Annotated in this window: 20 protein-coding genes and 1 other annotated feature; of the genes, 14 read left to right on the top strand and 6 right to left on the bottom strand. The window is 40.0% G+C overall.

Annotation, left to right across the window (positions count from 1 at the left end; all coding sequences use genetic code 11):
* Positions 1–4: 4 nt before the first annotated feature.
* Together G8D99_RS08145 and G8D99_RS08140 are read right to left on the bottom strand one after the other, a co-directional pair.
* A complete protein-coding gene (locus G8D99_RS08145; RefSeq protein WP_166324266.1) occupies positions 5–721 on the bottom strand; it encodes a FadR/GntR family transcriptional regulator in 717 nt (238 codons plus the stop codon).
* A gap of 94 nt (positions 722–815) precedes the next feature.
* Positions 816–2,549, bottom strand: a complete 1,734-nt coding sequence (locus G8D99_RS08140; RefSeq protein WP_166324263.1) for an IlvD/Edd family dehydratase — start codon at positions 2,547–2,549, stop codon at positions 816–818.
* A 168-nt stretch (positions 2,550–2,717) separates the two neighbouring features.
* On the opposite strand from G8D99_RS08140, the gene G8D99_RS08135 reads away from it, so the two are divergent.
* From G8D99_RS08135 to G8D99_RS08100, 8 genes are all read left to right on the top strand, one after another.
* A complete protein-coding gene (locus tag G8D99_RS08135; protein ID WP_196782883.1) occupies positions 2,718–4,022 on the top strand; it encodes an MFS transporter in 1,305 nt (434 codons plus the stop codon).
* A gap of 11 nt (positions 4,023–4,033) precedes the next feature.
* Complete coding sequence (gene araD1, locus G8D99_RS08130) at positions 4,034–5,032, top strand: AraD1 family protein (RefSeq protein WP_166324260.1); 999 nt, start codon at positions 4,034–4,036, stop codon at positions 5,030–5,032.
* Positions 5,033–5,042: 10 nt separating this feature from the next.
* On the top strand, positions 5,043–6,617 hold the full coding sequence (locus G8D99_RS08125) for an aldehyde dehydrogenase (NADP(+)) (RefSeq protein ID WP_166324257.1): 1,575 nt from the start codon (positions 5,043–5,045) through the stop codon (positions 6,615–6,617).
* Between the two features lie 161 nt (positions 6,618–6,778).
* On the top strand, positions 6,779–6,925 hold the full coding sequence (locus G8D99_RS15720; protein ID WP_227554287.1) for a hypothetical protein: 147 nt from the start codon (positions 6,779–6,781) through the stop codon (positions 6,923–6,925).
* Between the two features lie 4 nt (positions 6,926–6,929).
* Positions 6,930–7,403: a hypothetical protein gene (locus G8D99_RS08115; protein WP_196782882.1), complete on the top strand. Its 474-nt coding sequence runs from the start codon at positions 6,930–6,932 to the stop codon at positions 7,401–7,403.
* Positions 7,404–7,606: 203 nt separating this feature from the next.
* Positions 7,607–7,984 carry an IS630 transposase-related protein gene (locus tag G8D99_RS08110; RefSeq protein WP_166324254.1) on the top strand — a complete coding sequence of 126 codons (378 nt, stop codon included), beginning with the start codon at positions 7,607–7,609 and terminating at the stop codon, positions 7,982–7,984.
* Between the two features lie 23 nt (positions 7,985–8,007).
* A complete protein-coding gene (locus tag G8D99_RS08105; RefSeq protein ID WP_166324251.1) occupies positions 8,008–8,526 on the top strand; it encodes an IS630 family transposase in 519 nt (172 codons plus the stop codon).
* A 168-nt stretch (positions 8,527–8,694) separates the two neighbouring features.
* Positions 8,695–8,970 (top strand): hypothetical protein, encoded by a 276-nt coding sequence (locus tag G8D99_RS08100; RefSeq protein ID WP_166324248.1) that lies wholly within the window; start codon positions 8,695–8,697, stop codon positions 8,968–8,970.
* On the opposite strand, the gene G8D99_RS08095 is transcribed toward G8D99_RS08100, so the two are convergent.
* Together G8D99_RS08095 and G8D99_RS08090 are read right to left on the bottom strand one after the other, a co-directional pair.
* Positions 8,953–10,172, bottom strand: a protein-coding gene (locus G8D99_RS08095) for an IS3 family transposase (RefSeq protein WP_166323496.1) whose coding sequence is annotated in 2 segments (ribosomal slippage) — positions 8,953–9,896 and positions 9,896–10,172 — 1,221 coding nt in all. Because the reading frame shifts where the segments join, the coding sequence is not laid out codon by codon here. The two genes, G8D99_RS08100 and G8D99_RS08095, sit on opposite strands and share 18 nt — an antisense overlap.
* Positions 9,781–9,897 (bottom strand) — a sequence feature (AL1L pseudoknot). (Overlaps the previous gene by 117 nt.)
* A 546-nt stretch (positions 10,173–10,718) precedes the next feature.
* A complete protein-coding gene (locus G8D99_RS08090; RefSeq protein ID WP_171522758.1) occupies positions 10,719–12,044 on the bottom strand; it encodes an ISNCY family transposase in 1,326 nt (441 codons plus the stop codon).
* Between the two features lie 298 nt (positions 12,045–12,342).
* Between G8D99_RS08090 and G8D99_RS08085 the strand changes: the two genes are divergently transcribed.
* The 4 genes from G8D99_RS08085 (at position 12,343) to G8D99_RS08070 (ending at position 17,062) form a co-directional block, all read left to right on the top strand.
* Entirely contained in the window at positions 12,343–12,585 is a 243-nt protein-coding gene (locus G8D99_RS08085) for a VF530 family protein (RefSeq protein WP_166327641.1), read from the top strand.
* A gap of 508 nt (positions 12,586–13,093) precedes the next feature.
* Positions 13,094–15,649, top strand: coding sequence for a bifunctional diguanylate cyclase/phosphodiesterase (locus tag G8D99_RS08080; protein WP_166324241.1), 2,556 nt, complete (start codon positions 13,094–13,096; stop codon positions 15,647–15,649).
* A gap of 428 nt (positions 15,650–16,077) precedes the next feature.
* Entirely contained in the window at positions 16,078–16,755 is a 678-nt protein-coding gene (locus G8D99_RS08075; protein WP_166324238.1) for a type 1 glutamine amidotransferase domain-containing protein, read from the top strand.
* Positions 16,756–16,768: 13 nt separating this feature from the next.
* Positions 16,769–17,062, top strand: coding sequence for a DUF1330 domain-containing protein (locus G8D99_RS08070; RefSeq protein ID WP_166324235.1), 294 nt, complete (start codon positions 16,769–16,771; stop codon positions 17,060–17,062).
* Between the two features lie 144 nt (positions 17,063–17,206).
* Here the strand turns inward: G8D99_RS08070 and uraH are convergent, their stop codons facing one another.
* Entirely contained in the window at positions 17,207–17,605 is a 399-nt protein-coding gene (gene uraH, locus G8D99_RS08065; protein ID WP_166324232.1) for a hydroxyisourate hydrolase, read from the bottom strand.
* Positions 17,606–17,649: 44 nt separating this feature from the next.
* Positions 17,650–18,120 carry a GlcG/HbpS family heme-binding protein gene (locus tag G8D99_RS08060; RefSeq protein ID WP_166327639.1) on the bottom strand — a complete coding sequence of 157 codons (471 nt, stop codon included), beginning with the start codon at positions 18,118–18,120 and terminating at the stop codon, positions 17,650–17,652.
* Between the two features lie 147 nt (positions 18,121–18,267).
* Between G8D99_RS08060 and G8D99_RS08055 the strand changes: the two genes are divergently transcribed.
* Both G8D99_RS08055 and G8D99_RS08050 read left to right on the top strand, forming a co-directional pair.
* Positions 18,268–18,939 carry a heavy metal response regulator transcription factor gene (locus G8D99_RS08055; protein ID WP_166324229.1) on the top strand — a complete coding sequence of 224 codons (672 nt, stop codon included), beginning with the start codon at positions 18,268–18,270 and terminating at the stop codon, positions 18,937–18,939.
* A complete protein-coding gene (locus G8D99_RS08050; protein ID WP_166324226.1) occupies positions 18,936–20,327 on the top strand; it encodes a heavy metal sensor histidine kinase in 1,392 nt (463 codons plus the stop codon). The genes G8D99_RS08055 and G8D99_RS08050 overlap by 4 nt, the downstream gene beginning before the upstream one ends.
* The last annotated feature ends 57 nt before the right edge of the window (positions 20,328–20,384 follow it).

Here is a 20,384-nt window from a genome sequence, read left to right as displayed (position 1 = left end):
TGGCTTACTTTTTGATTAAATCATAAGCCATCTTGGCATCTTCAAGTTGCACCAAAGAGGCATGTCGAGCAGACAGCGGATCTTTATTTTCGATCGCAGTCATAATTGCTTTATGTCGTGGTAAAGAATGCTTTTGTAAATTGGGTCTTAAGCTGGTTGCTTGAATCGAATGCTGTAAGGGAAGAACCAACATTTTAGACATATATGCCAGCAAATCATTATGCGTCGCTTTGGCAATGGCTAAATGGAATTCGATATCAGGTTGAATGAATTCAGCCACTGTTCTGGCTTTTTCCATACCATCATAAGCCGTTTTAATGCTTTCAATATCTTGTTCAGTAGCAGTACTCGCTGCGATATACGCCAACTCAGGTTCAAGCACTTTACGTACAGTCGACAGGGTTTTAAAAAACTCATTTTCAGGCGTAGATTGGATCAGCCAAAACAACACATCTGGATCCAACATATACCATTCATCGCGGGGACGAACCACAGTGCCAATTTTGGGGCGTGAGTAGGTGAGACCTTTGGCATTCAGTACACGAATTGCTTCACGAAAGACAGGACGACTCACCTGAAATTCCTCGCATAGTTCAAGCTCAGAGGGAATTTTTTCGTTTTCAGCAATCTCACCAGAAACGATTTTTAAACCCAATTGTTGAACAATGAGCGCATGTTGGCTTTTACTTGGAACAGGATTTTTGTAGTCAGCTTTACTCATATTCGGCGATTCATCACAATTAACCTTTAGTATGGTATAGATGACCTTGTGATTAAACAAGGTCATCCATTTTCACATATTTATTGCGCTTCGTTTAATGCGAATGACGGGGTACATCTGCACCGCGACGTCCCACCAAGAAGTCAAAATCACAACCTTCGTCGGCTTGAAGAACATGATCTACATAAAGTTGACGGTAGCCACCAATAAAATTCGGCGCAGGAGGTGCTTCAAGGTTTGCTAAACGTTGTTGCAATTCCTCATCACTAATATCAAGGTGTAACTTACCCGCATAGGCATCAAGCTCGATAAAGTCACCATTTTGAACAGCTGCCAATGGACCACCCGCCATTGCTTCTGGCGCCACATGTAGCACCACCGTGCCGTAGGCTGTACCACTCATACGGGCATCAGAAATACGCACCATATCGGTAATGCCTTTTTCTAAAATCTTAGGCGGTAAACCCATATTGCCGACTTCAGCCATACCTGGATAACCTTTAGGTCCTGCATTTTTTAAGACCAATACACATGTTTCATCGACATCTAAATCAGGATCGGCAATGCGTGCTTTATAGTCGTCAAAGTTTTCAAACACCACAGCTCGACCACGATGTTGCATTAATTCAGGTGATGCAGCAGACGGTTTTAGCACAGCACCTTTCGGGGCTAAGTTGCCACGTAAAATACACATACCACCATCTTTGCGTAGTGGATTATCAATTTGACGAATCACTTCATCATTATAAATCGGCGAGTTTTGGCAGTTGTCCCAAATGCTTTCACCATTTACAGTCAGTGCATTCGGATGTGGCAATAGATTATGTTCACCCATACGGCGAATCACCGCAGGTAAACCACCACTATAATAAAACTCTTCCATTAGGAAACGACCTGAAGGTTGTAAATCGACGATAGTCGGCATAGCACGCCCAACACGGTTCCAATCATCGAGTTCTAAATCAACCCCAATACGACCAGCAATGGCTTTTAAATGAATCACGGCATTGGTTGAACCCCCAATGGCTGCATTCACTTTAATGGCATTTTCAAAGGCTTCTTTGGTCAAAATTTTAGACAGGGTTAAATCTTCTTTGACCATGTCGACAATACGCATGCCTGACAAATGCGCCAATACATAACGACGTGAATCAACAGCAGGAATTGCGGCATTGTGCGGTAAAGACGTACCGAGTGCTTCAGCCATGCACGCCATGGTAGATGCTGTGCCCATGGTGTTACATGTACCGGCAGAACGTGACATGCCCGCTTCAGCCGACAAGAATTCATTCAGATCAATTTTACCTGCTTTTAATTCTTCATGCATTTGCCAAACGATGGTGCCTGCACCAATGTCTTTGCCTTTATGTTTACCATTCAGCATTGGTCCGCCTGTCACCACAATCGCAGGGACATCACAACTTGCAGCACCCATTAATAGTGCAGGTGTGGTTTTGTCACAACCGGTCAAGAGCACAACGCCATCGATTGGGTTGCCACGAATGGCTTCTTCCACGTCCATACTCGCCAAGTTGCGTGTCAGCATCGCAGTCGGGCGCAAGTTAGATTCACCGTTTGAAAACACTGGAAATTCAACAGGGAAGCCACCGGCTTCAAAAATGCCTTTTTTGACATGTTCTGCAATTTTACGGAAATGCGCATTACATGGCGTGAGCTCCGACCAAGTATTACAAATCCCAATCACAGGACGACCATCAAACTCATGATCAGGAATGCCTTGGTTTTTCATCCAACTGCGGTACATAAACCCGTTTTTGTCTGTGGTACCAAACCATGCTTGAGAGCGTAATGGTTTTTTATGTTCCATCTCTATATCCCTATATAGTATTACTATTCAAATATTTTGAGAGCAAAATACACCAAATAAAAACTTTTTAAAAGGGTTTGTAATTTAAATAGTAATACTATATCTTATTTTACATAAAACATTTCCAACAGCATGAAGCTAAGAATCAAATGGAAATTGGAGTCGAACATGGATTTCGAAAAGAATGTAATACGGACAGTCACCTATAAATTAATCCCTGCTTTAGTCATCCTCTATTTAGTTGCCTATATTGACCGTGCCGCAGTCGGATTTGCACACTTACATATGGGCGCAGATGTCGGTATCGGTGATGCAGCTTATGGTTTAGGTGCAGGATTATTCTTTATTGGTTATTTCTTGTTTGAAGTACCCAGCAATTTAATGCTAGATAAATTTGGCGCACGAAAATGGTTTGCTCGAATCTTGCTGACGTGGGGTTTAATCACCATGGCTATGGCGCTGATTGAGGGACCCAAAAGTTTTTACGCTTTGCGTTTTCTTTTGGGTGTGGCTGAAGCCGGATTTTTCCCAGGTGTTTTGTATTTGATTACGCAATGGTATCCCGTACGACATCGCGGCAAGATTATGGGCATGTTTGTACTGTCTCAACCGATCGCAATGATGATCGCAGGACCTCTAGCTGGTGCATTGTTGGGGATGGATGGCATTGCAAATATGCATGGTTGGCAATGGTTATTTATTCTGGTTGGTTTACCGGCTGTACTGTTAGCTTTGCCAACGTACTTATATCTTCCAGATGATTACAAAAAAGTAAAATGGTTGAGCAATCAACAAAAAGATTGGTTGAAAAATGAGTTGGTGAAAGATGAGAGTGAATATGATCAAACCCGTCACGCCAATCCTTTACATGCACTCAAAGATAAACGTGTGTTAACCCTCGCTCTATATTATCTACCTGTGACCTTAAGTATTTACGGTCTAAATTTGTGGTTACCAACCATTATTAAACAATTTAGTGGCGGTTCTGACCTACAAGTGGGCTTCTTGTCGAGTGTGCCTTATGTATTCGGCATCATCGGCTTACTGATTATTCCACGTAGCTCCGACAAGCTGAATGATCGTTATGGTCACTTAAGTTTCCTGTATGCAGTCGGTGCATGTGCAATGTTCTTCAGTGCGTGGTTAAGTTCACCTGTGATGCAGTTGGTTGCACTGTCTGCAGTGGCATTTTGTTTGTTCTCCACCACAGCCGTGTTCTGGACTTTACCGGGTCGTTTCTTAACAGGTGCCAGTGCAGCAGCGGGTATTGCACTGATCAACTCGGTTGGTAACTTAGGGGGTTATTTAGGACCATTTGGTATTGGACTGCTTAAAGAATATACCGGAAATATGGCAGCAGGTTTGTACTTCTTATCCTGTGTCATGGTCTTCGGCTTGATTTTGACTTACTTTGTGTACGCAAAGTTTGAAAAAAATAAAACACAGAAATTTAATGTTAGTGAAAAAGCGTAAAGGGAATTGGAATGAATATTATTCAATTTGAACATACTCAAGATCAGCGTGCGGTTGGTGTTGTTGAACATAACGTTGTAAAACGTGTCAATGCTGTGACCACAGTACGTGATTTAGCACTACTAGCAATTGAGAACAAAAATAGCTTAGAGCAACAAATTGAAGCCTTGGGTTTTTCCGATGACCAATACAATTACCAAGACCTATTAGAAAATTTAAAGGTTCTAGCTCCTTTAGATCATCCGGATACAGCGCACTGCTTCGTATCAGGTACGGGGCTTACGCATTTAGGTTCTGCATCTGCACGTGACAAAATGCACCAACAGAACCTCAATGATGAAGCATCGGTAACAGATACGATGCGTATGTTCCAATGGGGCATTGAACAGGGTAAACCTGCAGAAGGTTTGGTCGGTGCACAACCGGAATGGTTCTATAAAGGCGATGGTTCAATTGTGGTTCGTCCTGGAACGGACTTACCTTTACCACCATTTGCAGAAGATGGCGGCGAAGAACCCGAAATTGCAGGTCTATATGTGATTGGTCCAGATTGCAAACCGTATCGTATTGGTTTTGCATTAGGCAATGAATATTCAGACCACATTATGGAACGTCGTAACTATCTCTATCTAGCACATTCTAAATTACGTTTTTGCAGCTATGGACCAGAACTTCGTACCGGTGAATTACCAAAACATTTGGTCGGTACAAGTCGTCTGCGTCGTGGTGGCGAAGTGATTTGGGAAAAAGAGTTTCTTTCAGGTGAAGACAATATGTGTCATAGCTTAAGTAACCTTGAGTACCACCATTTTAAATATCAGCAATTTTTAAAACCAGGTGATGTTCATATTCACTACTTTGGTACGGCAACTTTATCATTTGCGGATGGCATGCAGGCGCAAGTCGGTGATGAGTTCGAAATCGAAATGAAAGAGTTCGGTCGTCCACTTAAAAATAAATTAGGTCTCACTCAACCTGAGTTACCTATCGGTTCAGTTATTACACTCTAAGGAATATCCCATGATCATTGGACAAAACTTCATTGCAGGTCAACGTAGCGCTGCAGGTACTAAAGTACTTCAAAGCTTTAATGCGACCACGGGTGAAGCATTGGCATACGAGTTCTATCAAGCGACAGAACAAGAAGTCAACCAAGCTTGCGAAGCAGCAAGTGAAGCATTTAAAAGCTTCCGTCATACGTCTCCAGAACAACGTGCTCAGTTTCTTGAAGCAATTGCAGATGAGCTTGATGCATTAGGACAAGATTTCCTTGAAGTGATTTCTCAAGAAACAGCTTTACCATTGGCACGTTTACAAGGTGAACGTGGTCGTACCAGTGGTCAAATGCGTTTATTTGCGAAAGTATTACGTCGCGGTGATTTCTTGGGTGCGCGTATTGATACAGCAATGCCTGATCGTAAACCTTTACCGCGTGTCGACTTACGTCAAATTAAAATTGGTGTAGGACCAATCGCTGTCTTTGGTGCAAGTAACTTCCCATTGGCATTCTCAACAGCAGGTGGTGATACTGCTTCTGCATTGGCAGCAGGTTGTCCAGTGGTTGTTAAAGCACACAGTGGTCATATGGCGACTGCAGATCAAGTTGCACAAGCGATCGAACGTGCTGTCATCAAAACCAATATGCCAAAAGGCGTATTCAACATGGTGTATGGTAATGGTGTCGGCGAGATTTTGGTTAAACACCCACTGATCCAAGCGGTAGGTTTCACCGGTTCATTAAAAGGTGGTCGCGCACTTTGTGATATGGCGGCTGCACGTCCACAACCGATTCCAGTTTTTGCTGAAATGAGCAGTATTAATCCAATGTTGATGTTGCCTGAAGCATTAAAAAATCGTGGTGCTCAAATTGCCCAAGATTTAGCAGATTCAGTGGTCATGGGTTGTGGTCAGTTCTGTACCAATCCAGGTTTAATTTTGGGCATTCAATCGCCTGAATTTACTCAATTGGTTGAGAAATTGACTGAAATCATGCGTGCAAAACCTGCTCAAACCATGTTGAATGCTGGCACACTAAAAAGCTACAGTTCTGGATTATCACACTTAAAAGGGCATCAGGGTATTCAGCATTTAGCAGGTCAGGAACAACAAGGTGATCAAGCACAACCACAACTGTTTAAAGCAGATGTATCGTTATTGCTTGCAGGTGATCAATTGCTTCAAGAAGAAATTTTTGGCCCAACCACAATTATCATTGAAGTGGCTGATAAAGCAGAATTAATTAAAGCGCTGAGCAGCATGAATGGTCAATTGACTGCCTCTTTGATTGCAGATGATGCGGATTTAACTGAGTTTGCAGACGTTGTGCCTGTACTCGAAGAAAAAGCAGGGCGTTTATTATTAAACGGCTACCCAACAGGTGTTGAAGTATGTGATGCGATGGTGCATGGTGGACCATACCCAGCAACTTCTGATGCACGTGGTACTTCAGTGGGTACCTTAGCAATTGATCGTTACTTACGTCCAGTATGCTACCAAAACTACCCACAAGCACTCTTACCAGATGCGCTTAAGGATGAAAATCCACTGAATATTCACCGTCTGATCAATGGTGAACTGAGCAAAGCTGCGCTATAAGTTAAATCTTAAAAAAAAAGACCGACACATGTTGGTCTTTTTTTTAAACTTTAATAAGCTAATTGCACATTGAAAATGTCTAACTTTTTTGATTGGAATAAGTCAAAATATAAAAAACAATTTAGAGGATATACAATCTATTCAGGGGAAATTTATAAAAAATGGGCGTTAATGACTTAACCGCATTGGAAAAAGCAGGTGTCGAGGCCTATATTGATGAAATCAATAGAATGTATGATGATGTATATCAATACACTCAGTTCTTAGATTATGATCCTCAACCATTAGTCGATATAGAAGAACAATAAAAGAATGAAAGTGATTCATGGAAAAGTTAAAAACCTTGAATACGTTGATGGTATTGTCGGGCAACTCCCGAAATTACAGTCTCAAGCCGCAGGCACCGCTTTAGTATCTATTTTTTTAGAATCAGGTGGGATAGGGGCAGCAGCAACTTTAGGGGGGATTACAGGGTTCCCCGGCTATTACATTCACTTTCAAATAGATGAAATAGATTTATATGCTGCATTTACAGGTGTGTTTTTTGAAGAAGGCGATGATGTATATGTTGCCTATGAAGATGATGTGCTAGATAATTTTAATGTGCTGTCGGTAATGAATAAGAAAAATCAACTTCTCGCAATGGCTGTCCCTTTTGGTCATACAGTTGCTATGTCACATAAATTACATAATAAAAGTATTATTTATATGGGAGTAGGTGTCTCAATCATGATGACTATTTTTATGTTATTTCAGGAGGAGTTTAACTTTATTTTTTACTTTTAATAGGGTCTGTTGACATTTGCTGTTCAAAAAAATAGCGAGAAAGTAAAATTCAATCGCCAAACCAAATTCACTTCTCGCTATGCCTCGAACAATGCTGACGGATCAACACTGGTCTAAGCTGAAATCTATTCTCGTCAATTTTGGTATTTATAGCTAAATTAAGAAGATGAGCTACAATAGAAAAAACACTCACCTTTAAAATTATGCCAAAAACATATTCTGTCGATCTACGTGAAAAAGTCATGCAGTTTTATAAAGAGTCAAAGCATAAATCTAAGACGTGCGAAATATTTAATATTGCCAGAACCACGATCGATGATTGGATTCTGATCGAACAGCAGACTGGTCAACTCAAACAACCTAAGTCTCCAAATGTAGGACGTCCCTCAAAGATTCTGGACCTGCAAGCTTTTGAAGCATTTGTAAAAACAACGCCATTTACCCAAGCTAAAGATCTTATTCCTTTGTTTGAACAGAAATTCGGTTATAGCGTTGGCTATCATGTCATTTTAAAAGCTCTAAATAAGATGGGTTGGACGCGTAAAAAAAGAGTTTTCTCTACAAACAAGCCTGCAAGTTAAGCCGTGCTGTATTTGAATGGTGTTTGCCTCAGTGGAAGCAGCAATATGGTGAAGATCACATTCTTTATATCGATGAATCAGGCATCAATACCAATGAAACCGCAGAATATGGTTGGTCTCCAAAAGGTCAACGTTGTCATGCATTTAAGTCAGGTGGGCATGGCACGAGACTCAGTATGATCAGTGAGGTCAGATCAAATGCACCATTCAAGTTTACTCAACCTTTAGTTTTTCACGGTTCGTGTGATCGGAATATTTTTGTCTGTTGGTTGGAATATTTGTTGCAGGATTTAAAGCAAAAGGATGATCAGACTAAGAGTTATTTGCTGATTCTAGATAATGCATCCATTCATAAAGGTCGAGTAATTGATGACTTGGCAGCACGATATCAGATAAGAATTGTTTATCTACCTGCATATAGTCCTGATCTAAATCCTATTGAGAGAGCATGGTCTGTCCTAAAAAGTAAAGTCAGACATATGGTTGCTCAGAATAATAAAACCTTTCAGGAAGCTTTAGATATCGTCTTTAAAATGATGTAGCTTATGTTTTTTATTTAGCTATATGATCCATTTGGTCGACGAATAGCGAAACAGAGTCAAACTTATAAAAAAGAAATCATTACTCAGCAAATTCAAGCAAAAATACAGCACGAAAAAGCTAACTCACACAACTCAGAACATGCAGTTAACTATCAATTGGGTTTATCGATGAACTTAAGTTTAGGTGAATCAACACAATTAGTTGGATCTTCTGACTTCTATGCTAGCCGATCTAAGATTATTCGACCGGCTAAAACGATACAAACTAAATCCACTCAGTTGGTTCAAAAACAAGCCGTGTGGAATGTTTGGGATGGCAATCGAATACTGCAAGACCATAATGGTAAGCATGTATTCACCACGGTGTATGAAGCCAATAGCTTTGTACTGAACCGTACCGGGTTTGTCGGAGACTTTTTATTTAAGTTAGGCCACCTGACCTAACGGGTTAATCTTATCATAGTAGATTACTTCAAAATCAAAAGGTGATACATAACCCAGTGCACTATGTACACGTTCTTTATTGAACCAATCTACCCAATTTAGTGTCGCAAGTTGTACATCCGCTAAACCTTGCCAATCTGCTTTTAAATATTCAATCACCTCTGTTTTGTATAAGCCATTCATCGTTTCAGCCAAAGCATTATCGTATGAATCACCGGTCGTACCGACTGATGCTCGTAAATTTGCTGCTTCTAAACGATTGGTATAACGAATGGAAAGATATTGCACGCCTCTGTCACTATGATGAATCACGTTCTTTGGCATGCCTCGATCATGCAATGCTTGCTCCAGTGCATCGAGCACCATGTCTGTATTCATACGTGTTGATACTTTCCATCCAACAATTGCTCGTGAGAACACATCAATAATAAAGGCGGTATAGACCCAGCCTGAATTTGTTTGAATATACGTGAAGTCAGCGACCCACAGCTGGTCAGGCTGATCAGCACTAAAATTGCGTTTCACCAAGTCATCTGCTCGTTTTTGATCATCCCGGCTACGGGTCGTTTGTTTATTCTTACCTCGCCAAACACCTTGTATACCTAGCTTTTGCATCAATCGAGCAACTGTACAGCGCGCAATAATATAGCCTTCACGTTTCAGTTTTTGCCAAACTTTACGTACACCATATCGACCTGAACTTTCCTTCCAAATTCGTTTAATTTGTTCAGCATGATGCAAGTCATGTAAATCTCGTTTCGCTCGATGTTCTGGATTGTCCGCGAGGTCTAAAGTTCGGTAATAGGTTGAAGGTGCGATAGGTAAAATTCTACAAATCGCCTCGACTCCGTACAGCTCTTTATTATTATGGATAAAATCCACCATTATTTGTGTGGGCGGTCGAGCTCCGCCTGGGCGAAAAAAGCGGCTGCTTTGCGTAGAATTTCATTGGCTCGTTGCAGTTCTTTATTTTCGCGTTCAAGTTGTTTAATGCGTTCTTGGTCTGAAAGCTGCTGTACTTTGATTGGATTCTGTTGATTCAAATACTTCTGATGCCAGGAACGTAGTGTTTCAGGAGTACAGCCAATCTTAGGTGCAATTGCTGTGATTGCAGCCCAAGTAGAAGGATAATCTTTTTCAGATTCAATCAATAATTGAACCGCTCTTTCTCTGATTTCAGGGGTATATTTTGGTTTTGTCATTGGGACATTCTCTCAAGAAAGTTGGTCTCCGACAAACCCGGTACGGTTCAGTACCGTTAGCGCATCTCGTTTGGTTAGATGATCAGCTCACCCAAGCAGCGAATGATGAAACAGCTTTCAAAGCAAATATAGAAAAATTGGATCACCTTAAACAAATACCTAAATTCCCATATAAAAAATAAGCCTATAAATGAATCAAATGTGTATGAGTAAAAAAAAGGTGATTGATCAAGGGTGTTATTCAAGAAAAAGGCTTGTTGATTTAAAGCCTATATAGGTCGCCCAACAACAAATCTCAAATTTTGTATAGCTTTTCATGAAGAATATAAAAATACAGCGTTCATTGAGCATTTTAAAATGAATGCTTAGCCAGTGTTGATTAGACTTAAAGAGATTTTGGTGAATGGCTTCTATACATACTATATATGTGAATCCAATATTTAAAATTATCAGGCTTAGATAGCGTCTATATAGCTAGGATTTCCTAAATTATAAGGTGTTATTCCCAAGTAGAAATGTCCTACCTAATAACCAAATAGAAATGTCCTATATGGAAATTTCCAAGTCAAGCACAGGATTCAGATTTCGTTGTTCAATCGCTGTTTTCTGTGCTCGTCTACGTGGCATCTTTTGAGAACGATTGCGTTTGTTTTGTTGTTCCAGTTGTTCATGCTGTTGTTGAATATGTGCCAGCACAGAACCCAAACGTTTATTCTCAACGATCTCTCGTTGATTGAGCTGACTTAATTTATCGAAGAGGCTGTAACTGATTTTTCTTCCATGATATTCAATGGCTACAGTACCATCCGGATATTCCAGGAACTCAAGATACTTGCCGATCAAACTTTGATTTTCTTCTGTGTTTTCCAACATATATACGCATTTATCATAAGTAATTGTCAGGCTGTTAGTGACCCTGCGGGGTTCACGCCAGGTAAAAATATCATCTAATTCTTCGGCTGTTTCAGTGACAGTCCGATGCAGATCCTTGGGATTAAAGGCCATCTTGGCAAATTTACGATTAAATTGCTTAATAAAGCACGGCAGCCAGGCATTCGCTTGCTCAATCGAACTAATACCTTCCAGGCGCATTTCTTTAATCAAACGGTCTTGAAGTGTTCTATTGGCGCGTTCTACACGACCTTTGGCTTGAGGGGAGTTAGCGAAGATGATATCGATATTGAGAGTGCTCAGCACACGTCCAAACTGGGTAATCTTGGTGTCTTTCTTGCTGCTTTGATTCACCCTAAAAACTGAATGTTTGTCACTGTAAAATGCCAATGGCTTACCATGCTGTTCGATATATAAACGTGTCGAAATCATATAGTCAAAGGTTGATTCTGATTCACAGAAGCGTAAATGCTGTAATTTACCTGTGGCATCATCGATAAACACCAGCAGACAGCATTTAGCAGCGCGTCCTTCAAACCAGTCATGGTGTGAGCCATCAATTTGGATCAGTTCACCAAAGCAATCCCGGTTGTAACGAGGCTGATACCGGCGTTTCAGGCGCTTGGATCGAGGAATCCATAAATCGGCTGCAATCATCCAAGAACGCAGGGTTTCTACTGAAAGATCGAATCCATGTACGGTGGTGAGCTTTTCATGCGCTAAAGTGGGTCCAAAACCATGGAGTTGGTCAGAAACAATATTGAGACACTTGAGTCTGATTTCTTCAGGAATTTTGGAATTGCTGATTTGGCCACGACCGGCATGGGCTAATGCAGCGGGACCTTGAGCTTTGTATTTGTGCAGTAAGCGTCTGATCTGACGTTCTGAGATATGAAGTAGCTGAGCAGCCTGGGATTGAGTTATGCGTTGATCACAGATTTCCTGCAAAACCGACAATCGTTTAAGTTCTTTATCCGACATAGACACCAACATATCAAACCGTCCGCTAAGAAAATTGCAAAAGTGCATATTCTAAAAGCGGACATTTTTACTTTGGAGAAACCGGACATTTCTATTTTGGGCTTACAAGAAGACTTCGCATAATGTATATTATGTTAAATAGGATATCAGACAACGTGTCTATATATGTACTTGTCTTAGAATGAATATGTGAAATGACTAAACAAGGACTAAAATCGAATATCCAAAATTGAATAATGCGAATTTTTAAATCAGCTCAGGCTATAATAGTCTCCTCCCAAAAAATTGTTGATCTATGATGAATACCTCGAATGACCCTTTACATGGCAAAAAACTTGCAGACATTTTAGATGAATTATTAGACTACTACGGTGGGTTTGAAGACTTAAGTCGTAAAATTGAAATTAGATGTTTTTGCATAGACCCAAGTGTTAAATCTTCATTGCGATTTTTGCGTACCACCCCATGGGCGCGTGAAAAAGTCGAAAGCTTATACTTATATGTTTTACGTCAGAAAGCAAAACAGAAATCTTCATTGTAAAAGTTTATCTTTAAAGTGATTTTTCTTTTAAGAATCTATTTAAGCTATTGAAATATAAATTTTTAATTCAAATACACACATAAGTTTAATTTATCTCATCAAGCTTATTTTGGGGGGCTCTATATAGGAACCGCATCAATCTAATCACATGGTTTCAAATCAATCGTAGGGTTAGATTTTAGTTAAAATGATGTTTATGAAAGAACATAAATTGGTGTGTATACGCATTAGTGAAGTCTGAGAGATGAATAATAAATTACCCTGACCTACCTGCATCTTTGATATTGATATGAAAGCAGGTAGAGATAATTGGATGTGTTGTCCATAACGAAAGCTAAACTTTGAAATTTAGCACAATAATTGTGCATCAATATTGTTTTATTTAAGTATAATTAACCATCTGTATTTGCAGAAAATAAATGTTCTAAGTCTTGATTCCGTTTTTTTTAGATCAGAGCGCTATCATAATCAATAAAATATTCACCGTGACCTTAGGATGGTATGTCATATGAGTCAATCAGCAAATTATTTAGATACCCAGTCAATTTTTGATTTAATTGGGCAACATGCTGATTTATCACTCATCTTTCAGAACATTAGTGAATGGCTTGAAAGCCAGATACCTGATTCCATGGTATCTATTATGCTTTTTTCTGAGGAAAAACAGACATTAAATCTTGTCAGTGGTGCTAAACATTTTTCTCCAAGTTATCAAGCCCTCCTGAGTGATCTTAAAATAGGTCAACACGTGGGTGCGTGTGGTGCAGCGGCATTTCAAAGACAGCTGGTGATTTGTGACAATTTACAGACCGATCCGAACTGGCAACTTTTCAGTGAATACGTCAAACAAGAAAATATCCATGCTTGTTGGTCTACCCCTATTGTAAATGCTTTAGGTAAACTTTACGGAACCTTTGGTACCTATTATCGATCGAATAAGCGTCCAACATCGACTCATATTCAACTCATTCGTCATGCTGCTTCTTTAATTGCGCTGAGTATGGATTTGTATGTCGAAAGGCAACAAAGACTCACACTCAATGATAAATATCGTTCCTTCTTTACCTATCATCCTGATGCAATATTTGAACACAATCTCGAAGGTGTAATTGTTGATGCTAACTTAGCCTCAGAGACCGTCACCAAATTCAAACCATTCGAGTGTATAGGTACACATTACCAAAGTTTTCTTTCAGATGAATTTAAATCTGTTACTGAGACAGCTTTTCAGCAAGCCATGGCAGGAAATAGCCAGCATCTAGAAATTCAAGGTCGTAATGCTTTAGATGAAAGTTATTGGCTGGATTTGACTTATTTACCCATCAAGCAAAATGATCAGGTCGTGGGTGTATTTGGGATTGTACGAGATATTACGGAACGCAGAAATTCAGAAGATACACTGAGGTTACTCAAAAGAAGTGTGGATGCCAACCCGCATGGAATCATCTTAACCGATGCTTCAGAGCTTAAAATTGAATATGTCAATCCTGCATTCGAAAAGATTACCGGATATCGAAAAGAGGAAGTGCTCGGAAAAAACTGCCGCATTCTACAAGGGCCTGATACAGATCCAAAATCAATTGAAGAAATCCGTGAAGCCTTGGCTAATCAAGTTGAAATACAGACCACCATCAAAAATTATCGTAAAAATGGACAAGAGTTTTGGAATAAATTGATCTTAGGGCCTGTATTTAATGATCAAAATATTTGTAAGCATTTTATTGGCATTCAACAAGATATTACTCAACAGCTTGCAGACAGCGAATATATTGCCCGTCAACAGACTCACGATAGTCTAACTGGGCTGATTAATCATTTGCATTTTGAAAAACGTTTAGAGGATGCTTTCTCAAAGTCGCTCAATCAGTATGAACCTGTGGTTCTATATATTGAGTTAGATGGATTTAATCCCTTAAATCATAGTTTAGGCTACATCTTAGGTGACCAAGTATTGGTGGCTGTTGCAGATCGTTTACGCCATCTCATTCAAGATGAAGAGCTTATTTCACATTTTTCAGCGGATGAATTTGGTATTTTACTCAAAAATAATAACGATTTGGAACATGTGGTTATGCTTGCAGAGCAAATCATTAAAAGTCTATCAGCCCCCTTCGATATTGATGGTCGTAAAGTGCACATCAGTGCCAGCGTCGGCATTGCAAATAATAGTGATCAAATCGAAAAATCGAGCCAATTGTTGCATTATGCAATACATGCCGTAAATGAAGCCAAAAAACAAGGTGGAAATACATGGCATTGGTATGAGATTAATGCTGTTCATACACCAAAAGTTGATTATGTGTTGATGCGTCACGAACTGATGGTCGCGCTAGAGCAAGAACAATTTAAAGTGGTCTACCAACCTTTAGTTGACGCTCACTCTGGTGAATTAAAAAGTGTTGAAGCATTAATCCGTTGGCAACATCCGCAAAAAGGTTTTATCTCTCCTGCTGAGTTTATTCCTTTTGCCGAAGAAACGGGTCAGATTGTTGCCATTGGTCAATGGGTTTTACAACAGGCATGTCAGGACATTGTCGCGTGGAATCAAGAAAATCACTCCAACCTTAGAGTTGCAGTGAACTTATCCCCTTTACAGTTTAAACGTGTTGGTTTTTTAGATGAATTAAATGAAACCTTAAAAAAGACCCAACTTGCTCCTGACTTATTAAAAATTGAAGTGACTGAAGGCATGTTAATTGAGGGTGCTGACCGTTCATTAGACATACTTAAGGCAGTTCGTAATTTAGGTATTAAAGTCTCTGTTGATGACTTTGGGACGGGCTATTCGAGTCTGAGTTATTTGCGCACCTTACCTGCGGATGAAATCAAACTCGATCGCAGTTTTATTGAGGATCTACCCGACAATAAACAAGATTGCGCGATCATTGCTGCGATTATTGTTATGGCGCAGACTTTAGGCTTAGAAGTGGTTGCCGAGGGCATTGAAACCATTGATCAAGCTGAGTTTTTACAAGCGCATGGTTGTAATTATTTCCAAGGTTTTTATTTCGCAAAACCTGCGGCATTAAGTGAACTCAAGCTGAATTACAATTGGCCTCAATGATTTGATCTATAGGTGAGGATGATTAATCGGCATCGCATCCAATAGCATGTTTAATCCGCTAGACTTGCCTTTACCTTAAGCTATTGAGCGTTACACTTGTACTCTCATCGTTTAAAGCACTCTTTGCATTTGATTGATGCATGTACAGTGCTTCTTTACATTAAAACAATCAGTGAATGGTTTGCTTCTTCTTTTGGTAATCATGATTTGAGTTTTCAGAGACCTGTGTACAGTATGCTCACATCACTCAGATACATAAGAATAAATAACGAGAATTACACAATCTGACACAGATTCAAAGCTTTAAACGTGTTTTATTCAAACGTATGTGTTCCGTCATGAATCCTTTTCATACCCCCTTGTGGTGGGTATATTGAAGTGTTTCATCATCTGAACTCACTTTTCGAAGCGGATGAAAGAGAGAATTAATGAAAATTTTAATGGTTTTAACATCGCATGATCAGTTGGGCAATACCGGTGAAAAGACAGGATTTTGGCTTGAAGAATTTACCGCGCCCTACTATAGCTTTATTGATGCAGGTGCTGAAGTCACTTTAGCATCTCCAAAAGGTGGACAACCGCCTCTTGATCCTAAAAGTGATGCAGAAGATGCGCAGACAGAAACAACCAGACGCTTTCAATCTGATGAACATGCACAACATGTATTGGCACAAACCCATAAACTGAGTGAAATTTCAATTACAGATTATGATGCTGTGTTTTATCCCGGTGGGCATGGCCCGCTTTGGGATTTAGCCGAAGACGCACATTCCATTCAACTTATTCAAGACAGTATTGCGTCAGGTAAACCTGTCGCTGCTGTATGCCATGCACCCGGTATTTTACGCCATGTGAAAACACCGAATGGTGCTGCACTTGTGACAGGTAAGTCGGTCACAGGCTTTAGTAATTCAGAAGAAGAAGCTGTAGGTTTGACTGAAGTTGTGCCCTTTTTGGTTGAAGATATGCTAAAACAACACGGTGCACATTATTCCAAGACATCAGACTGGGAAGTGCATGTTGAAGTCGACGGTCTACTGGTCACCGGACAAAACCCGGCTTCATCTGCTGCAACCGCAGAGGCCCTATTAAAACTGTTAAATTAAGGAGTGATTGATTATGTCTGCATATGTTGTCTTTACCCGCGAAGAAACCACAGATCCAGATGAACTTGCACAATATGCAGAGAAAGCACCGAAGGCAAGACCTGGTCATGATTTAACACCATTGGCATTCTACGGCGATTTTGAAGTACTTGAAGGTAATCCGATGGAAGGCGCGGTTATTTTGCGCTTCCCCGATAAAGCGGCGGCGCGTGCATGGTATGACAGCCCAGCTTACCAAGATGCGATGAAACATCGTCAAAAAGGTTCAAAATATCGTGTCTTTATTATTGATGGTTTGCCTGAGTAATAAATACTTTTAACCAGATCGCTGCATCATTTTCTATATGAGATGAATGTATCGAATTAAGTTAAAATAAAAATAAGTTGAGACGTTTGAAATGTCTCAACTTATTTTTTAACTAAGTTTTAATAGAAGTCTATCAACACGTTTTTAATTTCCACGATAAGTTGAATAGCCATAAGGGCTAAGTAGCAACGGAATATGGTAGTGCTTGACTGAACCATCTACTTCAAAAATCACCGGAACTTCTGGGAAGAATGTTTTTTGCTGATGCTGTTTAAACCAATCGCCTGTTTTAAAGGTCACTTTATACATAGCTGTATCGAAGTTTTTATTCTCTGGGAAAAGTGCAGTAATACGCCCTTGTTCATTAGTCGATGCTTCTGAGATTTTGACCCATTTGCCATTTTTCTGTTCTTCTAAGGTGACTTTCACATGAGATGAAGGTAAACCATTTTCCAAGTTCAGCACATGTACACTTAAAGGGTTTTGAGCCATAACAAGACTTGAAAATAAAACACCGCCGGCTGCTACACAAAGTTTTTTCATTCGTTGAGTTCCTATAAAAATGAAGAAAGATTAAATCACTGCATTTAAAGTTGTTTTAAAACGGTTTCAATGCCCTTTTGAGTACATTGATGGTCTTGCACTGAACCACCCGCTCCTGCTACACCGACAGCTCCCAACAATTGACCTTGATAAATCACCGGTACGCCGCCCCCGAGTAGCAATAATTCAGGCAAACTATTTAAATTTTGAGCATCTGGGTTCTTTTGGGCATTGCGCATAAAATCTAAGCTATTGCTTTTGGTTGAATATGCCGTAAATGCTTTGCGCTGTGCTGCAATTAAATTATGTATCCCCACTGACTCATGACGCTGACTGCTTAGCACATTGCCCCCTTGATCAAGCACCACCACCGCAGCAGGTTTGGCATCTTGTGTACATTGCTGCATCACTTGTTGATTGAGTTGATTGGCGAGTGTTAAGGACATCACATAGTGTTGATTCAACGCTGCATGAGATACGGCGCTGCAACAGGTTGTGGTGATCATCAAGAGCATCGATTTTTTTATAAAGTGCATTTTTAAACCATCAACATGTGGTGATTAAGTGTTGCGCTATCTTAAGAAGAAAAAGGATCTGTGTGCATGACAATTAGATTACGGATTTGTCATCTAAGTCGTTTAAAAAGGCAGTAAACTACTGAGATGCATATTTTAATTATTGAAGACGAAGTCAAGATTAGCCAATATTTGGCAAAGGGTTTACAAGAATCGGGTTATCAGACCTCTATCTGTCATGATGGTTTGGGTGCTTTAACACGCTTACAGCAAGCTGATTATGATTTGGTATTACTCGATGTGATGTTGCCAGCATTTGGTGGGTGGCAAATATTACAAACCTTAAGAACCATGAGCCAAGTTCCTGTACTGATGCTCACAGCAAAAGATCATGTGCTGGATCGGGTGAAAGGTTTAGAACTGGGTGCAGACGATTATTTGGTGAAACCATTTTCTTATATTGAGCTCTTGGCGCGCATTAAAAGTTTATTAAGACGTAGCCCACGTATCGAACAAGATAGTTATCAAATGGCCAATCTTAAACTGGATCGTTTGAAACATGAAGTTTGGCGTGATGATCAAAAATTGGATTTAAGCCAAAAAGAATTTTTCTTATTGCAACTGTTGATGGAACACTCAGGGCAAGTGCTGACACGCAGTCAAATTGCCTCCAAAGTCTGGAATATTAATTTCAATACTGATACCAATGTGGTTGATGTTGCCATCCGCCGCTTACGCAGTAAGGTCGATGATCATTTTGCCCCTAAACTTATCCATACCGTTCGCGGTTTGGGTTATAAACTCGATGAACAAGCATGAAACGCCGTATTCGTCTTCGACTCAGTCATTTATTGGCACTGACCTTCGGCATGATTTCTTGCGTGGTGTTCATCGGCATTGGGTTGCTTTCAGACCGAAATATGCAAACTATGATTCAAACGCAGCAAGATCAGGCATTGACTGCGCGTATTGAACGAATTGAAGTTTTTCTAAAAGACAGCGACAGTTTAGAACTGCTGATTCAGCATCCTAGACTGTATGAAAATATGTTGGGACAGCAAGACAATCTGCTGATATTGCGTCGAAATGACCAAGTGATCATCGAGATCAATCCCTTGAATATTCAGATGCCGAAGTTAAGCTTTCAACCTGAACTCAAATTTCAAAATAATCAAACAGATCAACCCTCAACTCGCTTAGCATCGAAACAACTCAATATACAGGGTCAACGCTATCAACTCATTGCCGGCAAGCAATTGCTTGAAGGTCAGCAGACCCTGACCCAATATCGTCAAAAATTAATTGGGTACAGTATATTCGGTGTGCTGTTATCTACGCTAACAGCATGGCTTGCAGGACATTATCTCTTAAGATCCATACGTCAATTGATTGATGCTTCCACTCAAATTGACTTAAATCAACACAGCTCACGTTTTGATATTCAGTCTGTGAGTAAAGAAGTTAATGAACTCACCTATGCGATGAATACCATGCTGACTCGCATAGACAGCAGCTATCAACAGATGGCGCGTTTTTCAGCGGATATTGCACATGAATTACGCACACCGCTGAATAACTTAGTCGGACAGACGCAAATTGTATTGTCCCATTTTCGAACACAGCAAGATTTAGAAAATCTGCTGTATTCGCATTTAGAGGAATACGAACGTTTAAATCAGATGATTGAGAGTATGCTGCTGATTGCACATCTTGAGCATGGCGAATATGTACAGGATCAACAATACATACAGCTTAAGCCAATGTTGGATGAGTTAATCGAGTATTTTAGTTTCTTGGCAGAAGAAAAACAGATGGGTTTTAAACTTGATCTTGAGCATGGACTTGAACAAAGATTCAGTCTTCAAGGTCACCCGATTTTGGTTGAACGGGCTGTGGCGAATTTAATCAGCAATGCAATTGATTATGGCCATGAAAACAGTGACATTAGAATTCAGGTGAAAGCACAACTATCTAAGCTAATGATCTCAGTGTTAACACCTCAGGTCAGGATTGAAGAGGTTCATTTGCCTCATTTATTTGATCGCTTTTACCAAATTGAGACCAGTCGTCATGCCTCTGGAAAAAGCGGTGGTTTGGGACTCGCCATTGTGAAATCTATTATGCAGTTGCATCAAGGAGAAGTCGGTGTAGAAAATACGCCTGATGGTGTCGTATTTCATCTGATTTTTCCACCATCCTTTTGCTAACTTATCTAATCCCACAAAATTTTGCACTAAAAAAATTTAAAAAAAAGCCGAAGTCAA

This window comes from Acinetobacter lanii (genome assembly GCF_011578285.1).
Lineage (GTDB): Bacteria > Pseudomonadota > Gammaproteobacteria > Pseudomonadales > Moraxellaceae > Acinetobacter > Acinetobacter lanii.
This window is presented reverse-complemented; position numbering and strand designations above follow the sequence as displayed.

What these genes read in the sequence shown, in the direction of transcription:
- G8D99_RS08115 (WP_196782882.1), top strand. Translation starts at nt 6,930, where the DNA reads ATGAAAGTGATTCATGGAAAAGTTAAAAACCTTGAATACGTTGATGGT.
- G8D99_RS08100 (WP_166324248.1), top strand. Translation starts at nt 8,695, where the DNA reads ATGAACTTAAGTTTAGGTGAATCAACACAATTAGTTGGATCTTCTGAC.
- uraH (WP_166324232.1), bottom strand. Translation starts at nt 17,605, where the DNA reads ATGAAAAAACTTTGTGTAGCAGCCGGCGGTGTTTTATTTTCAAGTCTT.
- G8D99_RS08140 (WP_166324263.1), bottom strand. Translation starts at nt 2,549, where the DNA reads ATGGAACATAAAAAACCATTACGCTCTCAAGCATGGTTTGGTACCACA.
- G8D99_RS08110 (WP_166324254.1), top strand. Translation starts at nt 7,607, where the DNA reads ATGCCAAAAACATATTCTGTCGATCTACGTGAAAAAGTCATGCAGTTT.
- G8D99_RS08125 (WP_166324257.1), top strand. Translation starts at nt 5,043, where the DNA reads ATGATCATTGGACAAAACTTCATTGCAGGTCAACGTAGCGCTGCAGGT.
- G8D99_RS08090 (WP_171522758.1), bottom strand. Translation starts at nt 12,044, where the DNA reads ATGTCGGATAAAGAACTTAAACGATTGTCGGTTTTGCAGGAAATCTGT.
- G8D99_RS08085 (WP_166327641.1), top strand. Translation starts at nt 12,343, where the DNA reads ATGAATACCTCGAATGACCCTTTACATGGCAAAAAACTTGCAGACATT.
- G8D99_RS08145 (WP_166324266.1), bottom strand. Translation starts at nt 721, where the DNA reads ATGAGTAAAGCTGACTACAAAAATCCTGTTCCAAGTAAAAGCCAACAT.
- G8D99_RS08135 (WP_196782883.1), top strand. Translation starts at nt 2,718, where the DNA reads ATGGATTTCGAAAAGAATGTAATACGGACAGTCACCTATAAATTAATC.
- G8D99_RS08050 (WP_166324226.1), top strand. Translation starts at nt 18,936, where the DNA reads ATGAAACGCCGTATTCGTCTTCGACTCAGTCATTTATTGGCACTGACC.
- G8D99_RS08075 (WP_166324238.1), top strand. Translation starts at nt 16,078, where the DNA reads ATGAAAATTTTAATGGTTTTAACATCGCATGATCAGTTGGGCAATACC.
- araD1 (WP_166324260.1), top strand. Translation starts at nt 4,034, where the DNA reads ATGAATATTATTCAATTTGAACATACTCAAGATCAGCGTGCGGTTGGT.
- G8D99_RS08060 (WP_166327639.1), bottom strand. Translation starts at nt 18,120, where the DNA reads ATGCTCTTGATGATCACCACAACCTGTTGCAGCGCCGTATCTCATGCA.
- G8D99_RS08070 (WP_166324235.1), top strand. Translation starts at nt 16,769, where the DNA reads ATGTCTGCATATGTTGTCTTTACCCGCGAAGAAACCACAGATCCAGAT.
- G8D99_RS08055 (WP_166324229.1), top strand. Translation starts at nt 18,268, where the DNA reads ATGCATATTTTAATTATTGAAGACGAAGTCAAGATTAGCCAATATTTG.
- G8D99_RS08080 (WP_166324241.1), top strand. Translation starts at nt 13,094, where the DNA reads ATGAGTCAATCAGCAAATTATTTAGATACCCAGTCAATTTTTGATTTA.
- G8D99_RS15720 (WP_227554287.1), top strand. Translation starts at nt 6,779, where the DNA reads ATGGGCGTTAATGACTTAACCGCATTGGAAAAAGCAGGTGTCGAGGCC.